The 16,058-nt window shown below is 64.6% G+C and carries 18 protein-coding genes; 3 read left to right on the forward strand and 15 right to left on the reverse strand.

Annotation, left to right across the window (positions count from 1 at the left end; translation table 11 throughout):
- Nucleotides 1-46 precede the first annotated feature (46 nt).
- A complete protein-coding gene (locus ACFQDL_RS00100; RefSeq protein WP_379907227.1) occupies nt 47-397 on the forward strand; it encodes an ethanolamine utilization protein EutQ in 351 nt (116 codons plus the stop codon).
- A 572-nt stretch (nt 398-969) separates the two neighbouring features.
- Here ACFQDL_RS00100 and ACFQDL_RS00105 read toward each other — a convergent pair.
- From ACFQDL_RS00105 to ACFQDL_RS00135, 7 genes are read right to left on the reverse strand one after another with little or no spacing between them, the layout of a single operon-like run.
- Nucleotides 970-1,389, reverse strand: coding sequence for an amidohydrolase family protein (locus ACFQDL_RS00105; protein ID WP_379907228.1), 420 nt, complete (start codon nt 1,387-1,389; stop codon nt 970-972).
- Complete coding sequence (locus ACFQDL_RS00110; RefSeq protein WP_379907229.1) at nt 1,386-2,132, reverse strand: amidohydrolase family protein; 747 nt, start codon at nt 2,130-2,132, stop codon at nt 1,386-1,388. The genes ACFQDL_RS00105 and ACFQDL_RS00110 overlap by 4 nt, the downstream gene beginning before the upstream one ends.
- Nucleotides 2,120-2,593, reverse strand: coding sequence for an amidohydrolase family protein (locus tag ACFQDL_RS00115; protein ID WP_379907230.1), 474 nt, complete (start codon nt 2,591-2,593; stop codon nt 2,120-2,122). Before ACFQDL_RS00115 ends, ACFQDL_RS00110 begins: the two co-directional genes overlap by 13 nt.
- A gap of 45 nt (nt 2,594-2,638) precedes the next feature.
- Nucleotides 2,639-3,691, reverse strand: a complete 1,053-nt coding sequence (locus ACFQDL_RS00120; protein ID WP_379907231.1) for an extracellular solute-binding protein — start codon at nt 3,689-3,691, stop codon at nt 2,639-2,641.
- A 25-nt stretch (nt 3,692-3,716) separates the two neighbouring features.
- On the reverse strand, nt 3,717-4,514 hold the full coding sequence (locus ACFQDL_RS00125) for an ABC transporter permease (protein WP_379907232.1): 798 nt from the start codon (nt 4,512-4,514) through the stop codon (nt 3,717-3,719).
- Nucleotides 4,511-5,428, reverse strand: a complete 918-nt coding sequence (locus ACFQDL_RS00130; RefSeq protein WP_379907233.1) for an ABC transporter permease — start codon at nt 5,426-5,428, stop codon at nt 4,511-4,513. The genes ACFQDL_RS00125 and ACFQDL_RS00130 overlap by 4 nt, the downstream gene beginning before the upstream one ends.
- 1 nt (nt 5,429) lies before the next feature.
- Nucleotides 5,430-6,440, reverse strand: a complete 1,011-nt coding sequence (locus tag ACFQDL_RS00135) for an ABC transporter ATP-binding protein (RefSeq protein WP_379907234.1) — start codon at nt 6,438-6,440, stop codon at nt 5,430-5,432.
- Nucleotides 6,441-6,651: 211 nt separating this feature from the next.
- On the opposite strand from ACFQDL_RS00135, the gene ACFQDL_RS00140 reads away from it, so the two are divergent.
- Together ACFQDL_RS00140 and ACFQDL_RS00145 are read left to right on the forward strand one after the other, a co-directional pair.
- Nucleotides 6,652-7,347, forward strand: a complete 696-nt coding sequence (locus ACFQDL_RS00140) for a GntR family transcriptional regulator (RefSeq protein ID WP_379907235.1) — start codon at nt 6,652-6,654, stop codon at nt 7,345-7,347.
- Between the two features lie 64 nt (nt 7,348-7,411).
- Nucleotides 7,412-7,678 carry a hypothetical protein gene (locus ACFQDL_RS00145; RefSeq protein WP_379907236.1) on the forward strand — a complete coding sequence of 89 codons (267 nt, stop codon included), beginning with the start codon at nt 7,412-7,414 and terminating at the stop codon, nt 7,676-7,678.
- A 50-nt stretch (nt 7,679-7,728) separates the two neighbouring features.
- On the opposite strand, the gene ACFQDL_RS00150 is transcribed toward ACFQDL_RS00145, so the two are convergent.
- The 8 genes from ACFQDL_RS00150 to ACFQDL_RS00185 form a co-directional block, all read right to left on the reverse strand.
- Complete coding sequence (locus tag ACFQDL_RS00150) at nt 7,729-8,229, reverse strand: DUF2254 family protein (protein WP_379907237.1); 501 nt, start codon at nt 8,227-8,229, stop codon at nt 7,729-7,731.
- Complete coding sequence (locus ACFQDL_RS00155; protein WP_379907238.1) at nt 8,186-9,076, reverse strand: DUF2254 family protein; 891 nt, start codon at nt 9,074-9,076, stop codon at nt 8,186-8,188. Before ACFQDL_RS00155 ends, ACFQDL_RS00150 begins: the two co-directional genes overlap by 44 nt.
- A 76-nt stretch (nt 9,077-9,152) precedes the next feature.
- Nucleotides 9,153-10,949: a SulP family inorganic anion transporter gene (locus ACFQDL_RS00160; RefSeq protein WP_379907239.1), complete on the reverse strand. Its 1,797-nt coding sequence runs from the start codon at nt 10,947-10,949 to the stop codon at nt 9,153-9,155.
- A gap of 391 nt (nt 10,950-11,340) precedes the next feature.
- The gene (locus tag ACFQDL_RS00165) at nt 11,341-11,526 is read right to left on the reverse strand and encodes a hypothetical protein (protein ID WP_379907240.1); all 186 of its coding nucleotides are present in this window, start codon (nt 11,524-11,526) and stop codon (nt 11,341-11,343) included.
- Nucleotides 11,527-11,831: 305 nt separating this feature from the next.
- A complete protein-coding gene (locus ACFQDL_RS00170; RefSeq protein WP_379907241.1) occupies nt 11,832-12,794 on the reverse strand; it encodes an MBL fold metallo-hydrolase in 963 nt (320 codons plus the stop codon).
- 35 nt (nt 12,795-12,829) lie between these two features.
- The gene (locus ACFQDL_RS00175) at nt 12,830-13,054 is read right to left on the reverse strand and encodes a DUF2783 domain-containing protein (RefSeq protein WP_379907242.1); all 225 of its coding nucleotides are present in this window, start codon (nt 13,052-13,054) and stop codon (nt 12,830-12,832) included.
- 11 nt (nt 13,055-13,065) lie between these two features.
- Nucleotides 13,066-14,742: an FAD-dependent oxidoreductase gene (locus ACFQDL_RS00180; protein WP_379907243.1), complete on the reverse strand. Its 1,677-nt coding sequence runs from the start codon at nt 14,740-14,742 to the stop codon at nt 13,066-13,068.
- Nucleotides 14,743-14,932: 190 nt separating this feature from the next.
- Nucleotides 14,933-15,772 carry a LysR family transcriptional regulator gene (locus tag ACFQDL_RS00185; RefSeq protein ID WP_379907244.1) on the reverse strand — a complete coding sequence of 280 codons (840 nt, stop codon included), beginning with the start codon at nt 15,770-15,772 and terminating at the stop codon, nt 14,933-14,935.
- Between the last annotated feature and the right edge of the window lie 286 nt (nt 15,773-16,058).

Below are 16,058 nucleotides of genomic sequence, written 5' to 3' on the forward strand. Positions count from 1 at the left end.
GCCGGCTTCCCTCTTTCTTTACCCTTCAATCGAAAAGTGAAAGCCGATGTCCGCCAAACTGATCCGCGCCTCCAGCCTCAACTTCCAGCACCGCGGCGGCCCGCCCGGCGAAGCCGCCGTCGCCCGTGCCGTTTCGACCGACTTGAGCGCGACGATGGGCGCCGGCGTCGCCCATTTCGATGCCTGCTCCATCGACTGGACCGTGCTCTACGACGAGGTGGTCTACGTCATCGATGGCGTTTTTCGCCTGGTCACGAAGGATGGCGTGCTCGAAGGTCAGCCCGGCGACATCATCTGGATTCCGGAAGGTACCGAGCTGAAATACGAAGGCGAGCACGCCTCGATCTTCTATGCCGTCTATCCGGGCAACTGGAAGGAGATCCACGGCCTCGCTTGAAAGGCAGCTGCAAGCGCTGCGGAGGCATTCGTCACGCCCTTTTGGAGCTACAGCCACGCCGATCCCGATCCGGCTCCCCCGCCCAACACTCTACCGGATCATTCTCGAAGGGTGCCACGCATTAGCCGGCGAGCGCCCCTTTAGCGGGCCAGCTGCAGCAGCCAAAGCGTCCTCATCCCCTTCGCCGCTTTAATAGAGCATATTGCGGCCCTACCAGGCCACCGGTGCCGCGACGGCGGCAGACCGATTTGTACGACATGGCGACCGACGACACCAGCAGCACCAGGAACTCCAGCTACCTGCTGGCGCGAATGCCGACTGCGGCGGAGACCTCGGACATCACTTACATCACCTTTCGATTCCGGCGGGGATGGCGATAGGCAAGGAGGACCTCAGTGTTCGTCGACAAGCGGCATCGCCTCATCGAGCCCGGCCAGCCCCCGGGCCTCGTCCCAGTACATCCGCATACCGCCGTCCCGCGCGAGGTAGCCCATGCCGCTCATGTGGTAGGGGCCGAGATAGGTGCGCAGGCCAAGGCTCGCCGACTCCTCCGCAACGCCGGCGAACTCCGCCTAGCCCTCGGCCCAGCGCCGGTAGAACATCGAGTTGATCGGCATCGCCGTGGTAACGCCGTTGCGGATCAGCCGGCTGAAGGCGTAGCGGTACTTGAAAAGCTCCTGCCCGGGGCTATAGGCATCGCGCGGCCCCACGTCGAGGTATTCCTGGCTCCACAGGCGTCCCATCCATTCGACCGGACCCTTCTCCGGCGGCAGCACCGTGGAGTCAACGTCGTCAAGGGCATCGAGATCGATGAAGCCCGGGCCGATCAGCGCCTCGTCGTAATCGACCCAGCAGTCGACCGGCCCCGGGTAGTCGCGGCCGACGAACAGGATGAGGTCGCCGGCGAACACCACTTCACCATGACGCCACATGACATGCTGCCGACCGTCAAAGCGCACCACCCAGCCGGTTCTCAGGCCGGTGACGCTCATCGCCCGGCCCTCGGGTCGAGCAGCAGTTCGCCGTCCTCGACGATGACCTGCCCGGCGCGCAGCAGGGTCCGTGCCGCCGGCCGGTTCACCACCGCATCGGGCAGGTTTTCCGCCGGCAGCAGCAACAGGTCGGCCCGGTCGCCGACGTAGAGTCCGTAGCCCTCCAGCCCCAGCGCCCGGGCACCGCAGAGACTCGCCGCGTCGAAGGCCGCCACCAGCTCGTCGTCCTTGCAAAGGTCGAAGCGGTACGCCTGCATCATCGCCTTTTCCAGCATGTCGCCGTTGCCCAGCGGCGACCAGGCGTCGCGGATGCCGTCGCAGCCGAGGCAGACGTTGACGCCGGCGGCGCACAGTTTCAGGAACGGCGGCACCGTCCTGTCGGCCGGCGCCGTGGTCGCCAGCGAAATGCCGTTGGCGGCAAGGCGCTCGGCCTGCGGCGCGACCCGCTGCCAGGGTACGCTGCCGAGGCAGTAGGCGTGGCTGATCATCACTCGCCCCTGCCGCTCGAAACGTTCGGTGAAGTCGACGATGCGGGCGATCTGCCAGATGCCGAGTTCGCCGGGGTCGTGCAGGTGGATATCGATGCCGCGGTCGAACTCCGCCGCCAGCGAGAAGATCGCCTCGAGGTGGCGGATCGGGTCGCCGTCGATGCCGCACGGATCCAGCCCGCCGACGGTTTCGACGCCGAGCCGGACCGCCTCGCGCATCAGTTCGAGGGTCCCGGGGCGGCTCAGCAGGCCCATCTGCGGAAAGGCGACGAACTGCAGGTCGACCCAGGGGCGTACAGTTCGCGCAGCGCCAGCATGCCCTCGACGTGACTCAGGCCGATATCCGGCGCCACGTCGACATGGCTGCGCAGCGCCAGGGTGCCGCGGCGGATGTACTGTTCCAGCAGGTCGCCGGCGCGGGTCAGGATCGGCGCCTCGACCCCGGCCAGCACCCGGCGCTCGTTGTCGATGTAGTCCTTCAGGGTCGGCCCGGCGCTGTTGGACCGCCAGGGCTGGCCCCAGAGGGTTTTGTCCAGGTGGGCGTGGCTCTCCACCAGCGCCGGCAGCAGCAGCCGGCCGCGGCCGTCGATCCAGCCGCCGTCGCGATCGCCGGCCGCAGCGGGACGCCGCTCGGCGATGCACCCGTCGGCGATACGGATGTCCTCGGCGTCTCCGCCACGGGGGCGGACGTTGCGCAACCAGAGGGTCTCGGTCATGGGTTCTCCTTCGATGACGGGGCCGCCCGGCGGCGGCCCCGGGGTTCAGCCTTTCAGTTTGGTCCAGATCTTGTCCTGCAGCGCCCGGGCCTCGTTGCTGCACTCCTTTTCCAGCCGCAGCCGGTCCTGGAATTCCGACGGCATGTTGATGGCATTCATCTTCTTCCACTTGTCGTCGAGGAAGGCGTCGCTTTCGATGCCGTTGGAATAGGCGATGGCGTTCGAGACCGCGGCGGCGTTTTCCGGCGCCATCATCCAGTTGATAAAGACGCGGGCGTTCTCCGGATGGGGCGCCTGCGCCGGCACGGCGAAGTTGTCCTGGAACATCGCCAGCCCCTCCTTCGGATAGACGTAACGCAGGCTGTCGCGCTGCGACGTGGCCCTGGCGGTGGAGCCGTTCCAGTTCTGTGCCATGGCCACCTCGCCCGACGCCAGCCGGTCGACGGTGCCGTCCGAGCTGTACAGCTTCAGGTGCGGCTTCTGCTGCTCCAGCAGCGCCAGGATCTTCTTGGCGTCCTGGGGGTCCTCGGTGCACTGGTCCACGCCCAGGTAGTGCGCCGCCGCGGTGATCAGGGTGCTGGAGGTGTCGAGCGCGGCGATCTGGCCGCTGAGCTCCGGCCGCGGCTCGAAGAACTCCTTCCAGGACTCTTCCAGTTCGCCGCCCGGCACCTTGCTGCTGTCGTAGGCGAAGCCGGTGGTACCCCAGAGGTAGGGCGCCGTGTACCGGCGGCCCGGGTCGAAGGAGGGATCGCGGAACGCCGGCTTCACGTACTCGAAGTTCACCATCCGGGGCGCATCGATCGGCTGCAGGAACTGCTGCCCGATCAGCGTGCCCATGATCGAGTGCGTGGCGATGATGACGTCGTACTTGGCGCCGCCGGCCTGCAGCTTGGCCAGCAGGGTTTCGCTGCTGTCGTAGCCGTCCAGCGTCACCTTGATGCCGGTCTCCTGCTCGAACTTGTCGAGCAGCTCCACCGGGTAGTAGTCGGTCCAGTTGTAGAAATAGAGCTCCTTCGCCTCCTCGGCGGCGGCGTTGCCGGCGACGGTCGCCGCCAGTGCCAGTCCCAGGATGCTTTTCTTCAATGCGGTTCCAGTCATGGTTTTTCCCTTTGTTGTTGTTCGATCAGCGCTGCCGGGCCATTTTGCCGCTTTGCCCGAGGCGGTAGGAAACGACGACCAGGACGACGGACAGCACCAGCATCAGGGTCGAAATGGCATTGATCTCCGGCGTCACCCCGGCGCGGATCGCCGAGAAGATGTACACCGGCAGCGTGGTGGCGCCGGGGCCCGAGACGAAGAAGGTCATGATGAAGTTGTCGAGGCTGACGACGAACGCCAGCACCGCCCCGGACAGCACGCCGGGCCAGAGCAGCGGCAGCGTCACGCGACGGAAGGTGCGGTAGCGGTCGGCGTAAAGGTCCTGCGCCGCCTCCAGCAGGTGCTGGTCCATGTTGTTGAGGCGCGCCCGGATCGGCAGGTAGGCGAAGGGGATGCAGAAGCCGATATGGGCCACCGTCACCGTGACCAGCCCGAGCTCCACCTGCAGCGCCATGAACAGCAGCAGCGTCGCCACCGCGATGACGATCTCCGGCAGCAGCAGCGGCAGGCTGATGCCCGCCTCCACCAACTTGAGCCCGCGGAAGGCGCGACTGGTGGCCAGCGCCGCCAGCAGCGCGATCAGGGTGGCGCAGAGGGTCGCGATGGTACCGACGATCAGGGTGTTGACCGCCGCCGCCTGGATCGACGCGTTCGTCAGGATGCGCCCGTACCAGGCGACGGAGAACTCGGTCCAGACCGTCGCGGTCCGGTTGGCGTTGAAGCTGTAGGCCACCAGCACCAGCACCGGCAGGTACATGTAGGCCAGCATCGCCAGGCTGATTTCCCGGGTGAACGGCAGTTTCTTGAGCGATGAAGCGATCATGACGGGACTCCCGGGGCGGTTCGACGGGACAGGCGCTTGCCGTAGAGGACGTAGGCCAGGATCGCCAGCAGCATCAGCGCGAGCAGCAGGAAGGACAGCGAGCTGCCCAGCGGCCAGTTGCGCGCCGGACCGAACTGTTCCTGGATCAGGTTGCCGATCATCATCGTCTTGCCGCCGCCGAGCAGCGCCGGCGTGATGAAGGCGCCGATGCTGGGCACGAACACCAGCAGCGAACCGGCCACCACCCCCGGCAGCGACAGCGGCAGGATCACCCGCCGCAGCGCCTGCCAGCGCGTGGCGCCGAGGTCGTAGGCGGCCTCCACCAGGCGCCAGTCCAGCTTCTCGAGGCAGGAATAGACCGGCAGCACCATGAACGGCAGGAAGGAGTAGATCAGGCCGACGGCGACGGCGAAGTCGTTGTACAGCAGCGTCACCGACATGCCCTCGGGCAGCAGGCCGTTGAGCGTCTGCGACAGCCAGCCGTTCTCCCGCAGGATGATCAGCCAGGCGTAGTTGCGGATCAGCAGATTGGTCCAGAACGGTATGGTGATCAGCAGCACCATCAGGTTGCGCTGGCGTTCCGGCAGGCTCACCATCCAGAGCGCAATCGGGAAACCGAACAGGAAGCAGACCAGGGTGGTGACGCCGGCCTGCGCCAGCGAGCGCCACAGCGTCTGCAGGTAGGACCAGTTGATTTCCCAGTTGTTGTCGAAGTCCTGCTCCATGAACAGCAGACGGTAGCTGTCCCACTGCATCGCGGCGTGCCAATCGACGCCGCCGAAGGTATTGCGGGGCAACAGGCTGATGTAGCCCATGATGGCCAGCGGCACGAAGATCAGCAGCACCAGCGAGCAGGCGACGGGGAGCAGCAGCATCAGCCGGCGCTGCAACGGATTTTCCAGGCAGTGGCGCATATCAGCCCTCCAGTAGCAGACAGGCCTGCGGCGGCAGCGACAGCGCCACCGGATCGCCGACGGCGGGTCCCGCGAGACTGCCACCCTCCCGCACCTGGATGCGGGTACCGTTGCCGGTGCGGCACTGGTACAGGGTGGCGGTGCCGAGATAGAGGATGTTCTCGACCCGGGCCTGCAGCTGGTGCGCCTCCCCGGGGGCGACACGGCGGATATTCTCGGGCCGGATCGCCAGGTGACGCCGCCCCGGCACCACCCGGTCGGCCAGTTCGCAGGGAATCCGGATCTGCATCTCGTCGGACCGGAACAGCGCATCTCCGTTCGCGCCCTGCTCCAGCGCGCCGGCCAGCAGGTTGATGTCGCCGATGAAATCCGCGACGAAGCGGCGGCGCGGGCGCTCGTAGATCTCGGTCGGTGTCCCCACCTGCAGGATGTGCCCGGCCGACATCACCGCGATCCGGTCCGACAGCGTCAGGGCCTCCTCCTGGTCGTGGGTCACGAAGATGAAGGTGATGCCCGCCTCCTGCTGCACGCGCTTGAGCTCGACCTGCATCTCCTTGCGCAGCTTCAGGTCCAGCGCGGACAGCGGTTCGTCCAGCAGCAGCACCTCGGGTTTCGGCGCCAGCGCCCGCGCCAGCGCGACCCGCTGCTGCTGCCCGCCCGACAGTTCCGCCGGCCGGCGCCGGGCCAGTTGCTCTAGCTTCACCAGCGCCAGCATCTCCCGTACCCGCGCCCTGCGGGCGTCGCCGTCGACGCCCTTCATCTCCAGCCCGAAGCCGATGTTCTCCTCGACCGTCATGTGCGGGAAGAGCGCGTAGCTCTGGAACACGGTATTGATGTTGCGGGCATAGGGCGGCAGCTCGTTCATCCGCCGGCCGCCGATGCGGATCTCGCCACCATCGACCTGCTCGAAGCCCGCGATCGCCCGCAGCAGCGTGGTCTTGCCGCAGCCGGAGGGACCCAGCAGGGTGAAGAATTCGTTGTTCTCGATGACCAGTGACACGGCGTCCAGCACGGGGGCAGAGCGGGATCCTGCGTGAAGCGCTTGCTGACGCGGCGGATGTTGACGGCGCAGTTGGGTAGATTCATCCCGGCTCCTTCTTGTTCTTTTTTGCATGCAAATATTGCATGCAATTTATATTGGACGAGTTTTTCAGGGATGCAAGGATGCGCAGGAAAAAATGTGTTATTAACTGTCCGGGAAGAAGGAAGTACCAGGAGACCGCATGCCGAAAGCCACCTCCGGGGTCATGATGGAGCGCGTGGCCAGCCAGATTCACCAGGCCATCGTCGAGCACCGCTTCGCGCCGGGCATGAAGCTCGGCGAAGCCGATCTGGCCAAACTCTACGGTGTCAGCCGCACCACCGTCCGCAGCGCACTGCAGCTGCTCGCGGGCACCGGCGTCGTTACGCTCTACCCCAACCGGGGCGCCTGGGTCAGCCTGCCGAACCGCCAGGAGATCGAGGCGCTGTTCAATGCGCGCCGGCTGGTGGAGATGGGCGTGGTGGCGGAACTCTGTAAACGGGCGTCGCCGCAGTTGCTGGCGCCGCTGCGGGCCCATACCGCCCGGGAAAAGCAGGCCGCCGACGAGGAAAACTACGCCCAGCTCATCAAGCTGCTGGGCGAGTTCCACCTGAAGCTGGCGCAGTCGGTCGACAACCAGGCGCTGATGGCCTGGTTCAACAACCTCACCGAGCGCACCTCGCTGTTCGTCGCCACCCTCGGCGGCGACCGACCGAAAACCTGCCGCGGCAACGAGCACGACGCCCTGCTGGACCTGATCGAAGCCCGCGACCTCGACGCCGCGCTGGACAATATCTCCAGCCACCTGCTGGAGATCCAGGAGGCCACCTGCGCCCAGGCGGACCGGATGCAGGGCGACTACCACCCGCTGAAGAGCCTGATGGCGCTGGAAAGCTGAAGCACCGGACCGGTTTCACGCTCCACTTCCAGGCTCGAGTGAAAGACTTCGCCGATCGTCGATTGTGCCAAGGTCGCGCAGGTGGCGCCATCCTGCCGGCGTCGCCTGTTTCGATGCCTGCTCCATCGCCTGGACCGTGCTCTATGACGAAGTCGTCTATGTTATCGATGGCGTTTTTCGCCTGGTCACGAAGGATGGCGTGCACGAAGGCCAGCCCGGCGACATTATCTGGATTCCGGAAGGTACCGAGCTGAAATACGAAGGCGAGCACGCCTCAATCTTCTATGTCGTCTATCCGGGCAACTGGAAGGAGATCCACGGCCTCGCCTGAGGCGTTGAAAAGGTTCGGGGCGCGCCAGGCCGGATCGTTCTAAGACCGGGTCATGGCCGGCCGTTCCCGGGTCGCTGCAACCCCGCCACCTCCGCCCAGGCCGTCAGGGTTCGGACGGCCTCGACCTCCTCGGGCAGCCTCAGCGCCTGCTCCGCATGTCGCAATGCCAGCTGCGCATGGGACAGTGCCGCCTGGGCCATATCTCTGTCGGGCAGCATGAACAGCGAACGCAGCCCCTTTTGCAGTCGAATACAGACCTCCACCGTCTGGGCACCGTCCCGGGCCAGGGCGCTGAAGGCGTCGTCGAACATGTCCTCCAGCTGCAGCGGCGGGATTTCGACTCGGTCGAACTCGACCGTAGGCGCCTCTTCCGGTTCTTCGCACCAGAGTGTAAAGAGCCGCACCAGGGTGCCAATGACATCGATCGCCGTTCCCGGATCGTTGACCGCGGGCGACAGCGCCCGGCTGGCGATCTCCGACAACACCACCAGCCCGAAACGGGGATCGTCATCGAAGGTTCTTTTCCCGCCGATGACGAAGGCCTGCCCCACAGCGCCCAGGCTCTCCTGCGCGAGCGCGCGGCCCTGCTTTCCCGATATCAGCGCCGGGCCGCTCCCGGGATACGAAGGTACCGGGCAGCGCGACGACACGGATAAGCAGGTCATGATCTTCGGCGAACAGCTGCAATGCCGCCACATCGATATGCTGAACATAGCCGACATCGGGCGCCTGGACCGCCACGCCGTCAGGCGGCCCACCGGCCTCGCGCGCCCCCAGCGTCGGGTGTCGGCGCCGCCGGCGCAACGCCTTGCCCGCGGCCGCCTCGACCTTGTCGATGGTCTCGCCCATGCGCCCCAGCCGGGCGATACGGTCGACCCAGCGCACGAAACTGAGAATCACGACGGCAAAGACCGCTATCGTCAGCAGGAAAAGCGCCAGTCGCCCGACCCGGTCGTAATAGTCGTTGAGCAGCGCGACCAGGGCGATGGTGCTGAAGATGAAAGCGCCGATGAAGGTCGAGAGCGCATTCTGGGAAACATCGTCGGCGACGACGACGGCGAACGCGCGCGGCGTTGCACCATTGCTCGCCGAGGTATAGGCCGACAGCATGGCCCCCACGGCCAGTACGGCCATCACCAGCATGCTGGATGACATGACGGTCAACAGCTTTTCGATCGACGCCAGGCTGATCTCCGGCAGCGCACCGGCCGGATCCAGTGCTTCGAAGAGGCCGGCCAGAAAGACCACCAGGATCGACAGCAGACAGATCGCCAGCGGCTTCACCCAGAGCCGCTCCCGCACCCGGTTCAGCAGAAAACCGAGGCGGCCATCCAGACTTATACCCTGCTTGAGAAACCTGCTCAGACCGCCTTTGTTGCTATTGGAACGCCTTGTCATTGCGGCTCCCTCCGGTTGACGCCTGGCCAGCGGGACCAAACCGCGACCGCCCCCGATCAAGCATAGCCGATGGCCGTCAAGGGGCCTCGGCGTCTTCAGACACCCCTTCCCGATCACTGGCGATCAGGCCGGCGCCCGGCAGGTTCTCGCACTCGAGCCAGATCCTCTTGGTGCAGTGGGCGCAGATTCCGTAATCGAGCCCGTAGATGGCATCCTCCAGCGCTTCGGCCTTGGAGATGTAGATATTCTCCTCGCCAAGTTCGTCGACCACATGAAAGCGCCGCAGTTGCTCCAGCAGCGGCAGCGCCAGTGCGATACGGAAGGAGCCGCCCCGCGCCCGGGCCGCGCGGATCTCGTGCCGCAGCAGGTCGGCGCCGGCCAGATCCATGGTCCCCATGCCCTTGAGATAGAAGACGATGTGTTTCTGGTCCGGCTTGGTCAGCTCGAGCAGGCGAAACTGCTGCTCGACATAGTCGACCGAGCCGAAAAACAGCGGTCCGTCCAGACGCACCACCAGCATCTGCGGGCACTCGGTCAGGTTGTGCCGTTCGGCGTTGCGAAAGTAGCGGCGGCCGGCGCGACCCGGTGTCGGCGCGGTGGCTCTCAGTACCGCCCGCGAGCTGTTGAAAATGAAAACCGCAAAAGAGGCGATCACACCCACATAAATCGAGAAGTCCAGCTTGATCAACAGTCCGGCGGTCAGGGTCAGCAGCAGGATCATCGTCTCGGGCCGGCTGCTCCGGAACACCCGTCCGAACTCGCGAAAATCGATCAAACGCCAGGCGACGTAGAGAATCAGGCCGGCAATGGCCGGGGTCGGGATATAGGCCACCAGCGGTGCCACCAGCAGCAGGATCAGCGCCAGCAATATACAGGAGAGCATCGTCGCCAGCGGCGTTCGGGCACCGGCTTCGGCATTGACCCCGGACTTGGTAAAGGAACCGGAACCGACGTAGCACTGAAAGAAACCGCCGCCGAGGTTGGACAACCCCTGTCCGATAATCTCCTGATTGGCATCGAAACGCTCGCCCCGGCGCAACGCGAAGGCCCGGCCGATCGAAATCGCTTCCAGCAGCCCCACCAGGGCGATGGCCGCCGCCCCCGGCGCCAGCACCCGGACATCGCCGGCCGAAACGTCGGGCAGATGAAACACCGGGAACACCGACGGCAGGGTCCGATCATGCCGACACCCCGCTCGCCCGCGTCCAGCGCCCATCCCAGCAGGCTGCCGGCCACCAGCGCAATCAGAAAGCCCGGCAAGCGGCGATAGCGCGTTTGCAGCACGGCCACCAGCAGCAGCGTCGTGCCGGCAATGGCTGCTGCCAGCGGTTCGGTATCGCCGATGGCGGCAAGCACGCGCGCCAGCCGGTCGAATACCGTGCCCCCCTTCAAGCTCGAGTCCCAGGGCGACGCCGAGCTGGCTGACCGCTATCAGCAGCGCCGCGGCGGCGGTGAAGCCGGTGATCACCGAATGGGAGACAAAGGCCACCAGGGCGCCCAGCCGGGCGATACCGGCCGCCAGTTGAAAGACGCCGACCAGCAGCGTCACCAGCAGCGCCAGTTCGATGTAGTACGCCGAGCCCGGTTCCGCCAGGCTCACCAGCGAGGCAAACAGAATCGCCGAGAGCGCCGTCGTCGGCCCCGAGATCATCACCATCGAGGAGCCGAAAAAGGCCGCAACGAAGGCGGTCACCATGCTGGCATAGAGTCCGTACTCGGGCGGCAGCCCGGCAATGATCGCGAAGGCGACACCCTGCGGCAGCGCCACGGCGGCATTGGTGACGCTGGCCATGAGATCGGCCCGCAGATTGGCCGGCGTGATACGATCACGCCAGTTGAGAACAGGGAGTAAGGTATTGAGCCTGGGCTTCATCGGTCACTGCAATCCCTTGGCCGGCAATTGGCAAATCCGACTTAAAGGATAGGCAGAGATGAGGCGGCCCCGCGAGCCCGGTCAAGAAAACCATTCGCAGCGAGGACGCCCTTTTGGGCATCCGCACTATCCAGGCGCTGCAAAACCCATGAGGGGGTTGGGATGCAGGGCAATCGCACTACCTGACGACTGTGAGTGCCAGTCCGGGCCGGCGGTACCGTTTCCGGGCGACACGCTTTACGTCGTCCCTGACCGCTCGGCTGCCGCCCTCCCTGGCGGCAGACGGTCGCCCTGAAGCGGTACCCCCCTCGACAGCGCGGTGCCAACCGACAGACGCACCGAACCCGGTTCGCTACCCGACAATGGCCAGGCATGCCGGCGGCGAGAACCATCAGTGCACTCGCGGCGTCAGCTGCAGCACCGAGGCCCGGAAGGCGTCGTCATAGGCAGCACGCAGCCGTTTATTCTTGATCCCGGGTTTGGAGCCCTTGGCCTGGCGCAGGAGGTTCAGGGCGAAGCGCCGGATGGCAGCATGGCAACGGTTTCTGCAAATACCGGAATTAAGCAGTTTTCGCACCGGCACCGGGCTCGCCGAGGCTGATGTGGTCGGGTCTGGCTGACCGTCTGCCGCCAGGACGGCGGCAGCCAAGCCCTCAGGGACGAGTTCACGGCGTGTCAGACAGGCCCGACCACATCGACCCTGACGTTCTTGTTATCGCCTCGTGATAGTGCGATTGCCCTGGGTTGGGGTGCCTTCTTCAACGTCTATGCCACCGGAAACCAGGGTGCCGTTGGCGCCCATGATGGGTTACGCCGCAATAGGACCGGTGCCACCAGACAATCAGGTGATATTGCGGCGTAACCCATCCTACGATTCAGTCTTCAGTCCTGCAGCTGATCCCAGACTTCCTGGTCGCGTTCGGCAGTCCAGATACGCGGCCAGTCGATGCCGTTGTACTCGTCCCACAGGCGCTGGACGTCGAACGGCAGGCAGTGCTCGAAGATCGGCCACATGCCGAACTTCGGCGCCAGGTGGTCGCGGGTCGCCTCGAAGGCCTCCTTCAGGGTACCGCCACGCTTGTGCACCTCGCCGACTTTCTCTTTCATGCCATTGAGGAAGCCGCGGGTCTGCTCGATGGCGGCATCAACCTCGTCACGGCCGCGGGCCACGGCGCCACGACCACCGATCAGGATCTCGGCCCCGTAGGCCTTGACCTTGTCCAGCGTCTCGGTGGACCAGTCGAAATGGAAGGCATCGCCGGTATAGAGGGCAGCCGCCGCCTCCACCAGGTCGCCGGCGAAGAGGATCTTGTGCTTCGGCAGCCAGGCGACGATGTCGCCGGCGGTGTGCCCGCGGCCGCAGTATTCCAGGATCAGGCTGCCACGATCGCCGCCCAGCGGGATTTCCAGCCGATCGTTGAAGACGATATCCGGATGGGTCAGGCCCTTGATACCGTCCGGCTCGCGGAACAGCCGGGGCATGCGGCCGTATTCGCTGGCCCAGTCCTGCATGCCACGCTCCTCGACCAGGAACCTGGTCTTTTCGTGGGCGATGATGCTCTGCGCTTCGAAGGCCGCAGCGCCCAGCACGCGCACGGCGTGGTAATGGGACAGCACCAGGTATTTTACCGGCTTGCCGGTGTACTGGCGCAGCTGCTCCAGCCAGTCGCTGGCCGCTTTCGGTGTGGCGCGGGCCTCGAAGGCGATAATGAAGTCTTCGGCCTCGATGGCACCGACGTTGGGATCGCCTTCGGCCGTCAGCGCATAAACGCCGTCTGCCAGCACTTCGAGGGTTTCCGTCTTTTCACCGAGGTCCGCGGAGGACGCAAAGGGTTTCTTGGCCATGTCGTTGAGTACCTTTTGTCGATTATTGATAGTTATCAGATTGCCTGCCGAAGCTCCGATGCCCGGGGCAAATGTTCACGGGCGATCGCTGTCGCCTCTTTCAGCACATCGTAGTCGCCGATATGGTTCGTCAGCAGCAGTATCAACCGGGCGTTGACGTCGGCACTCTGCCCGGGTGCCAGGTCACGATGCAGTTCGGTCAGCAGCGCGTAGACGTCGTCCGGCACGGCCATGTTGTTGTCGAGTATCAGGTTCGCCATTGTTTCGCTCCTCAGTAACCGATCGCTCTGCGCTGCATCGCCACCAGGCGATCCGCATCGAAGGTACGCATGCGACCACAGACATGCTGGTCCGGACGCATTAGATAGCAGCTGCCGGGCTGGCCGTCGAAACGTTCGACGACAACCCCCAGGGTATCGACCAGCAGCTCGACGCCCTGTGGCAATACAAGTCCGAGCGGCTGCGAGGACACCAGCAGCGTCTGGATCGGCAGTTCTAGCTCCGCCAGCAGCGCCAGTTGCTGCAGCTCCCCGGCCGACGGCGGATTGCGCGGATCGATGAACCACAGCGTCTTGAAGTCGTTGCCGAGGCAACTGAGCAGGAAGTCCTCTCGGCCATTGCGCAGCACCGGACCGTCGGTGCTTGGCGTACCCGGTACCATATTGCCGCTGAAGGTTTCACGATCCGGCGTATTGAGGCTCGAATCGACGTAGGCAGAGGGCACCGACAGGCGTCCCGAATTGACCAGACTGCGGGCGAACGGGTACCGGCGCGACAGGTTCAGCACCGCATCGCGGAACTGGCGGCTGGCCTCGTTCTTGGGCGTGATGAAGTCGGTCGACCGGGTCGAGTTTTTGATGTTCTCGTCAGCGGCAAAGAGGCGCTCCTCGGTGTAGGTATCCAGCAGCGACTCCGGGGCCTGGCCGTTCAGCACCAGCGCCAGTTTCCAGGCCAGGTTATCGGTATCCTGCACTCCGGAGTTGGCACCGCGGGCACCGAACGGCGAGACCTGGTGCGCCGAGTCGCCGGCAAACAGTATCCGGCCATGTCGGAAATCGTCCATGCGGCGACAGCAGAAGGTATAGACGCTGGCCCAGTCGAGCTCGAATTCGACATCGTCGCCGAGGAAGGCCTTGACCCGGGGAATGATCTTCTCGGGCTTTTTCTCCTCCTCGGGATCGGCATCCCAGCCCAGATCGAAGTCGATGCGCCAGACGTTGTCGGGCTGGCGATGCAACAGCGTCGACTGGCCGTCGTGGAAAGGCGGATTGAACCAGAACCATCGCTCCGGCGGAAAGCGCTTCGGATCCATCACCACATCGGCGATCAGGAAGCGATCCTCGAATATCTGGCCGCTCGACTTCAGTCCGCACATCGTACGGATATCGGAGTTGGCGCCGTCACAGGCGATCAGGTAGTCCGCCTCCAGACGGTAGGGGCCGTCCGGCGTCTCGACCGTCAGCAACACGCCCTCGTCGTTCTGTTCCAGGGCCGTGATCCTGTTCTTCCAGCGCAGATCGACCTCGTCGAGCTGTTGAATGCGGTCGACCAGGTACTCCTCGATGTAATACTGCTGCAGATTGATAAAGCCGGGGCGGCGATGATGCTCCTCCGGCAGCATGTTGAAGCTGTAGACCGGCGCCTCCTCGAAGAATACCTTGCCGACGTTCCAGGTCACGCCTTTTTGCATCAGGCGCTCGCCGATGCCGAGGCGGTCCATGACTTCCAGCAGGCGCTTGGCGTAGCAGACCGCGCGGGAGCCGAAACTGACGGTGTTGTTGTCGTCGAGCACCACCACCGGGATCCGGTGCAGGGCCAGGTCGATCGCCATCGCCATGCCGACAGGACCGGCGCCGCCGATCACCACCGGCCGGCGCACCGCCACTGCAGCATCCTGATCGGCACTGCGGATATAGGGATATTGCGGAAATTCGTAGGTTTTGATCATTGTCGGGCTCTTCTTCTTATAGCCAAAGTCGACCGGGGGCCGATGCCATCGGACCCTGTCTGAATCGGAATCAGCTTATCGAAGAAGACGGCCCGGATAATCGGGCCCGGACGCACAACATTGTTTCCGGTATGGAAAGAGTCGTGACGCGTTACACCCAAGGGCGCGAGGGCAGCCTACCTGCCCCTCGTCAGCTGTCGCCTGTATTCGCATCCGTCAACGTCTGTGGCAGATTGTCGGCCAGCCAGGCCTCGAAGAACTCGACGAAACGGCTGATCTTGAGGGTCGTCGACTCGCGGCTGGGAAAGAAGACATAGACTGCCAGGCACTCGGGCCTGGCTTGCGGAAACACCGGCACTATCTCGCCGCTGGCAACCAGCGGAGCGATGACGAACGACGCCAGATTGGCGATGCCACGGTGCGCCAGCACGGCTTCGCGCACCACCAGGCTGTTGTTGGCGCGCAGGTCGCCGCTGACCTCGACCGGCTCCGGCGTCTGGCCGGGCATGCTGACCAGCCACTGATGGGCGTTCTCGGCATGGACGAAGATCAGGCAGTTGTGTTGTCGCAGGGCCTGGGGACAGTCCGGCACGCCCTTGCTGGCCAGGTACTCTGGGGTCGCGCAGACGAACATCGGCAGATCGCAAAGCTTGCGGGCAACCAGGCTCGAGTCCGGCAACTGCAGCCCCTTGACACGGATCATCAGGTCATGGCCCTCACGCACCATATCAGGCGTACGGTCATCCAGGGTGACTTCTACCCGGACCTCCGGATAACGCGCCATGAATTCCGGCAGTGCCTTCGCCAGCACCAGCTGGCCGAAGGTCATGTTGCAGGATATGCGCAGCAGCCCACGGGGTTCGCCCTGAAGGCCCGCCACCAGGTTCTCGGTATGCCCCACCTCCTCCAGTACCCTTTTGCACTGGTGATAGACGGCATCGCCGATATCGGTGACGTTGAGACTGCGGGTCGTGCGGTTCAGCAGCCGGGCGTTGAAATGCTGCTCGAGCATCGCCACCTGCTTGCTCACCGCCGAACTGGAAACCCCTGTTCGTCCGCAGCCCGGGTAAAGCTCTCGAGCTCGACCACCCGCACAAAGAGATTCATAGCCGACAACAGATCCATGGAAGTTCCAGTAAACAGATTCGAGTTAACAGTTAACAGTGACCAGTGCGTAGGATGGGTGAAGCGATGCAAATGACGTTGTCGATCGATATCCGCACGGTTCGCGGCATCGCGTAACCCATCACATCGATCGTATTGCAGCTCGATTGGTTGCGGCGGGCACCTTGGGCTATCGGGCGGATCAATCGGCT

It is taken from the genome of Marinobacterium aestuariivivens (assembly GCF_042661465.1).
Classification (GTDB): Bacteria; Pseudomonadota; Gammaproteobacteria; order Pseudomonadales; family Balneatricaceae; genus Marinobacterium_A; species Marinobacterium_A aestuariivivens.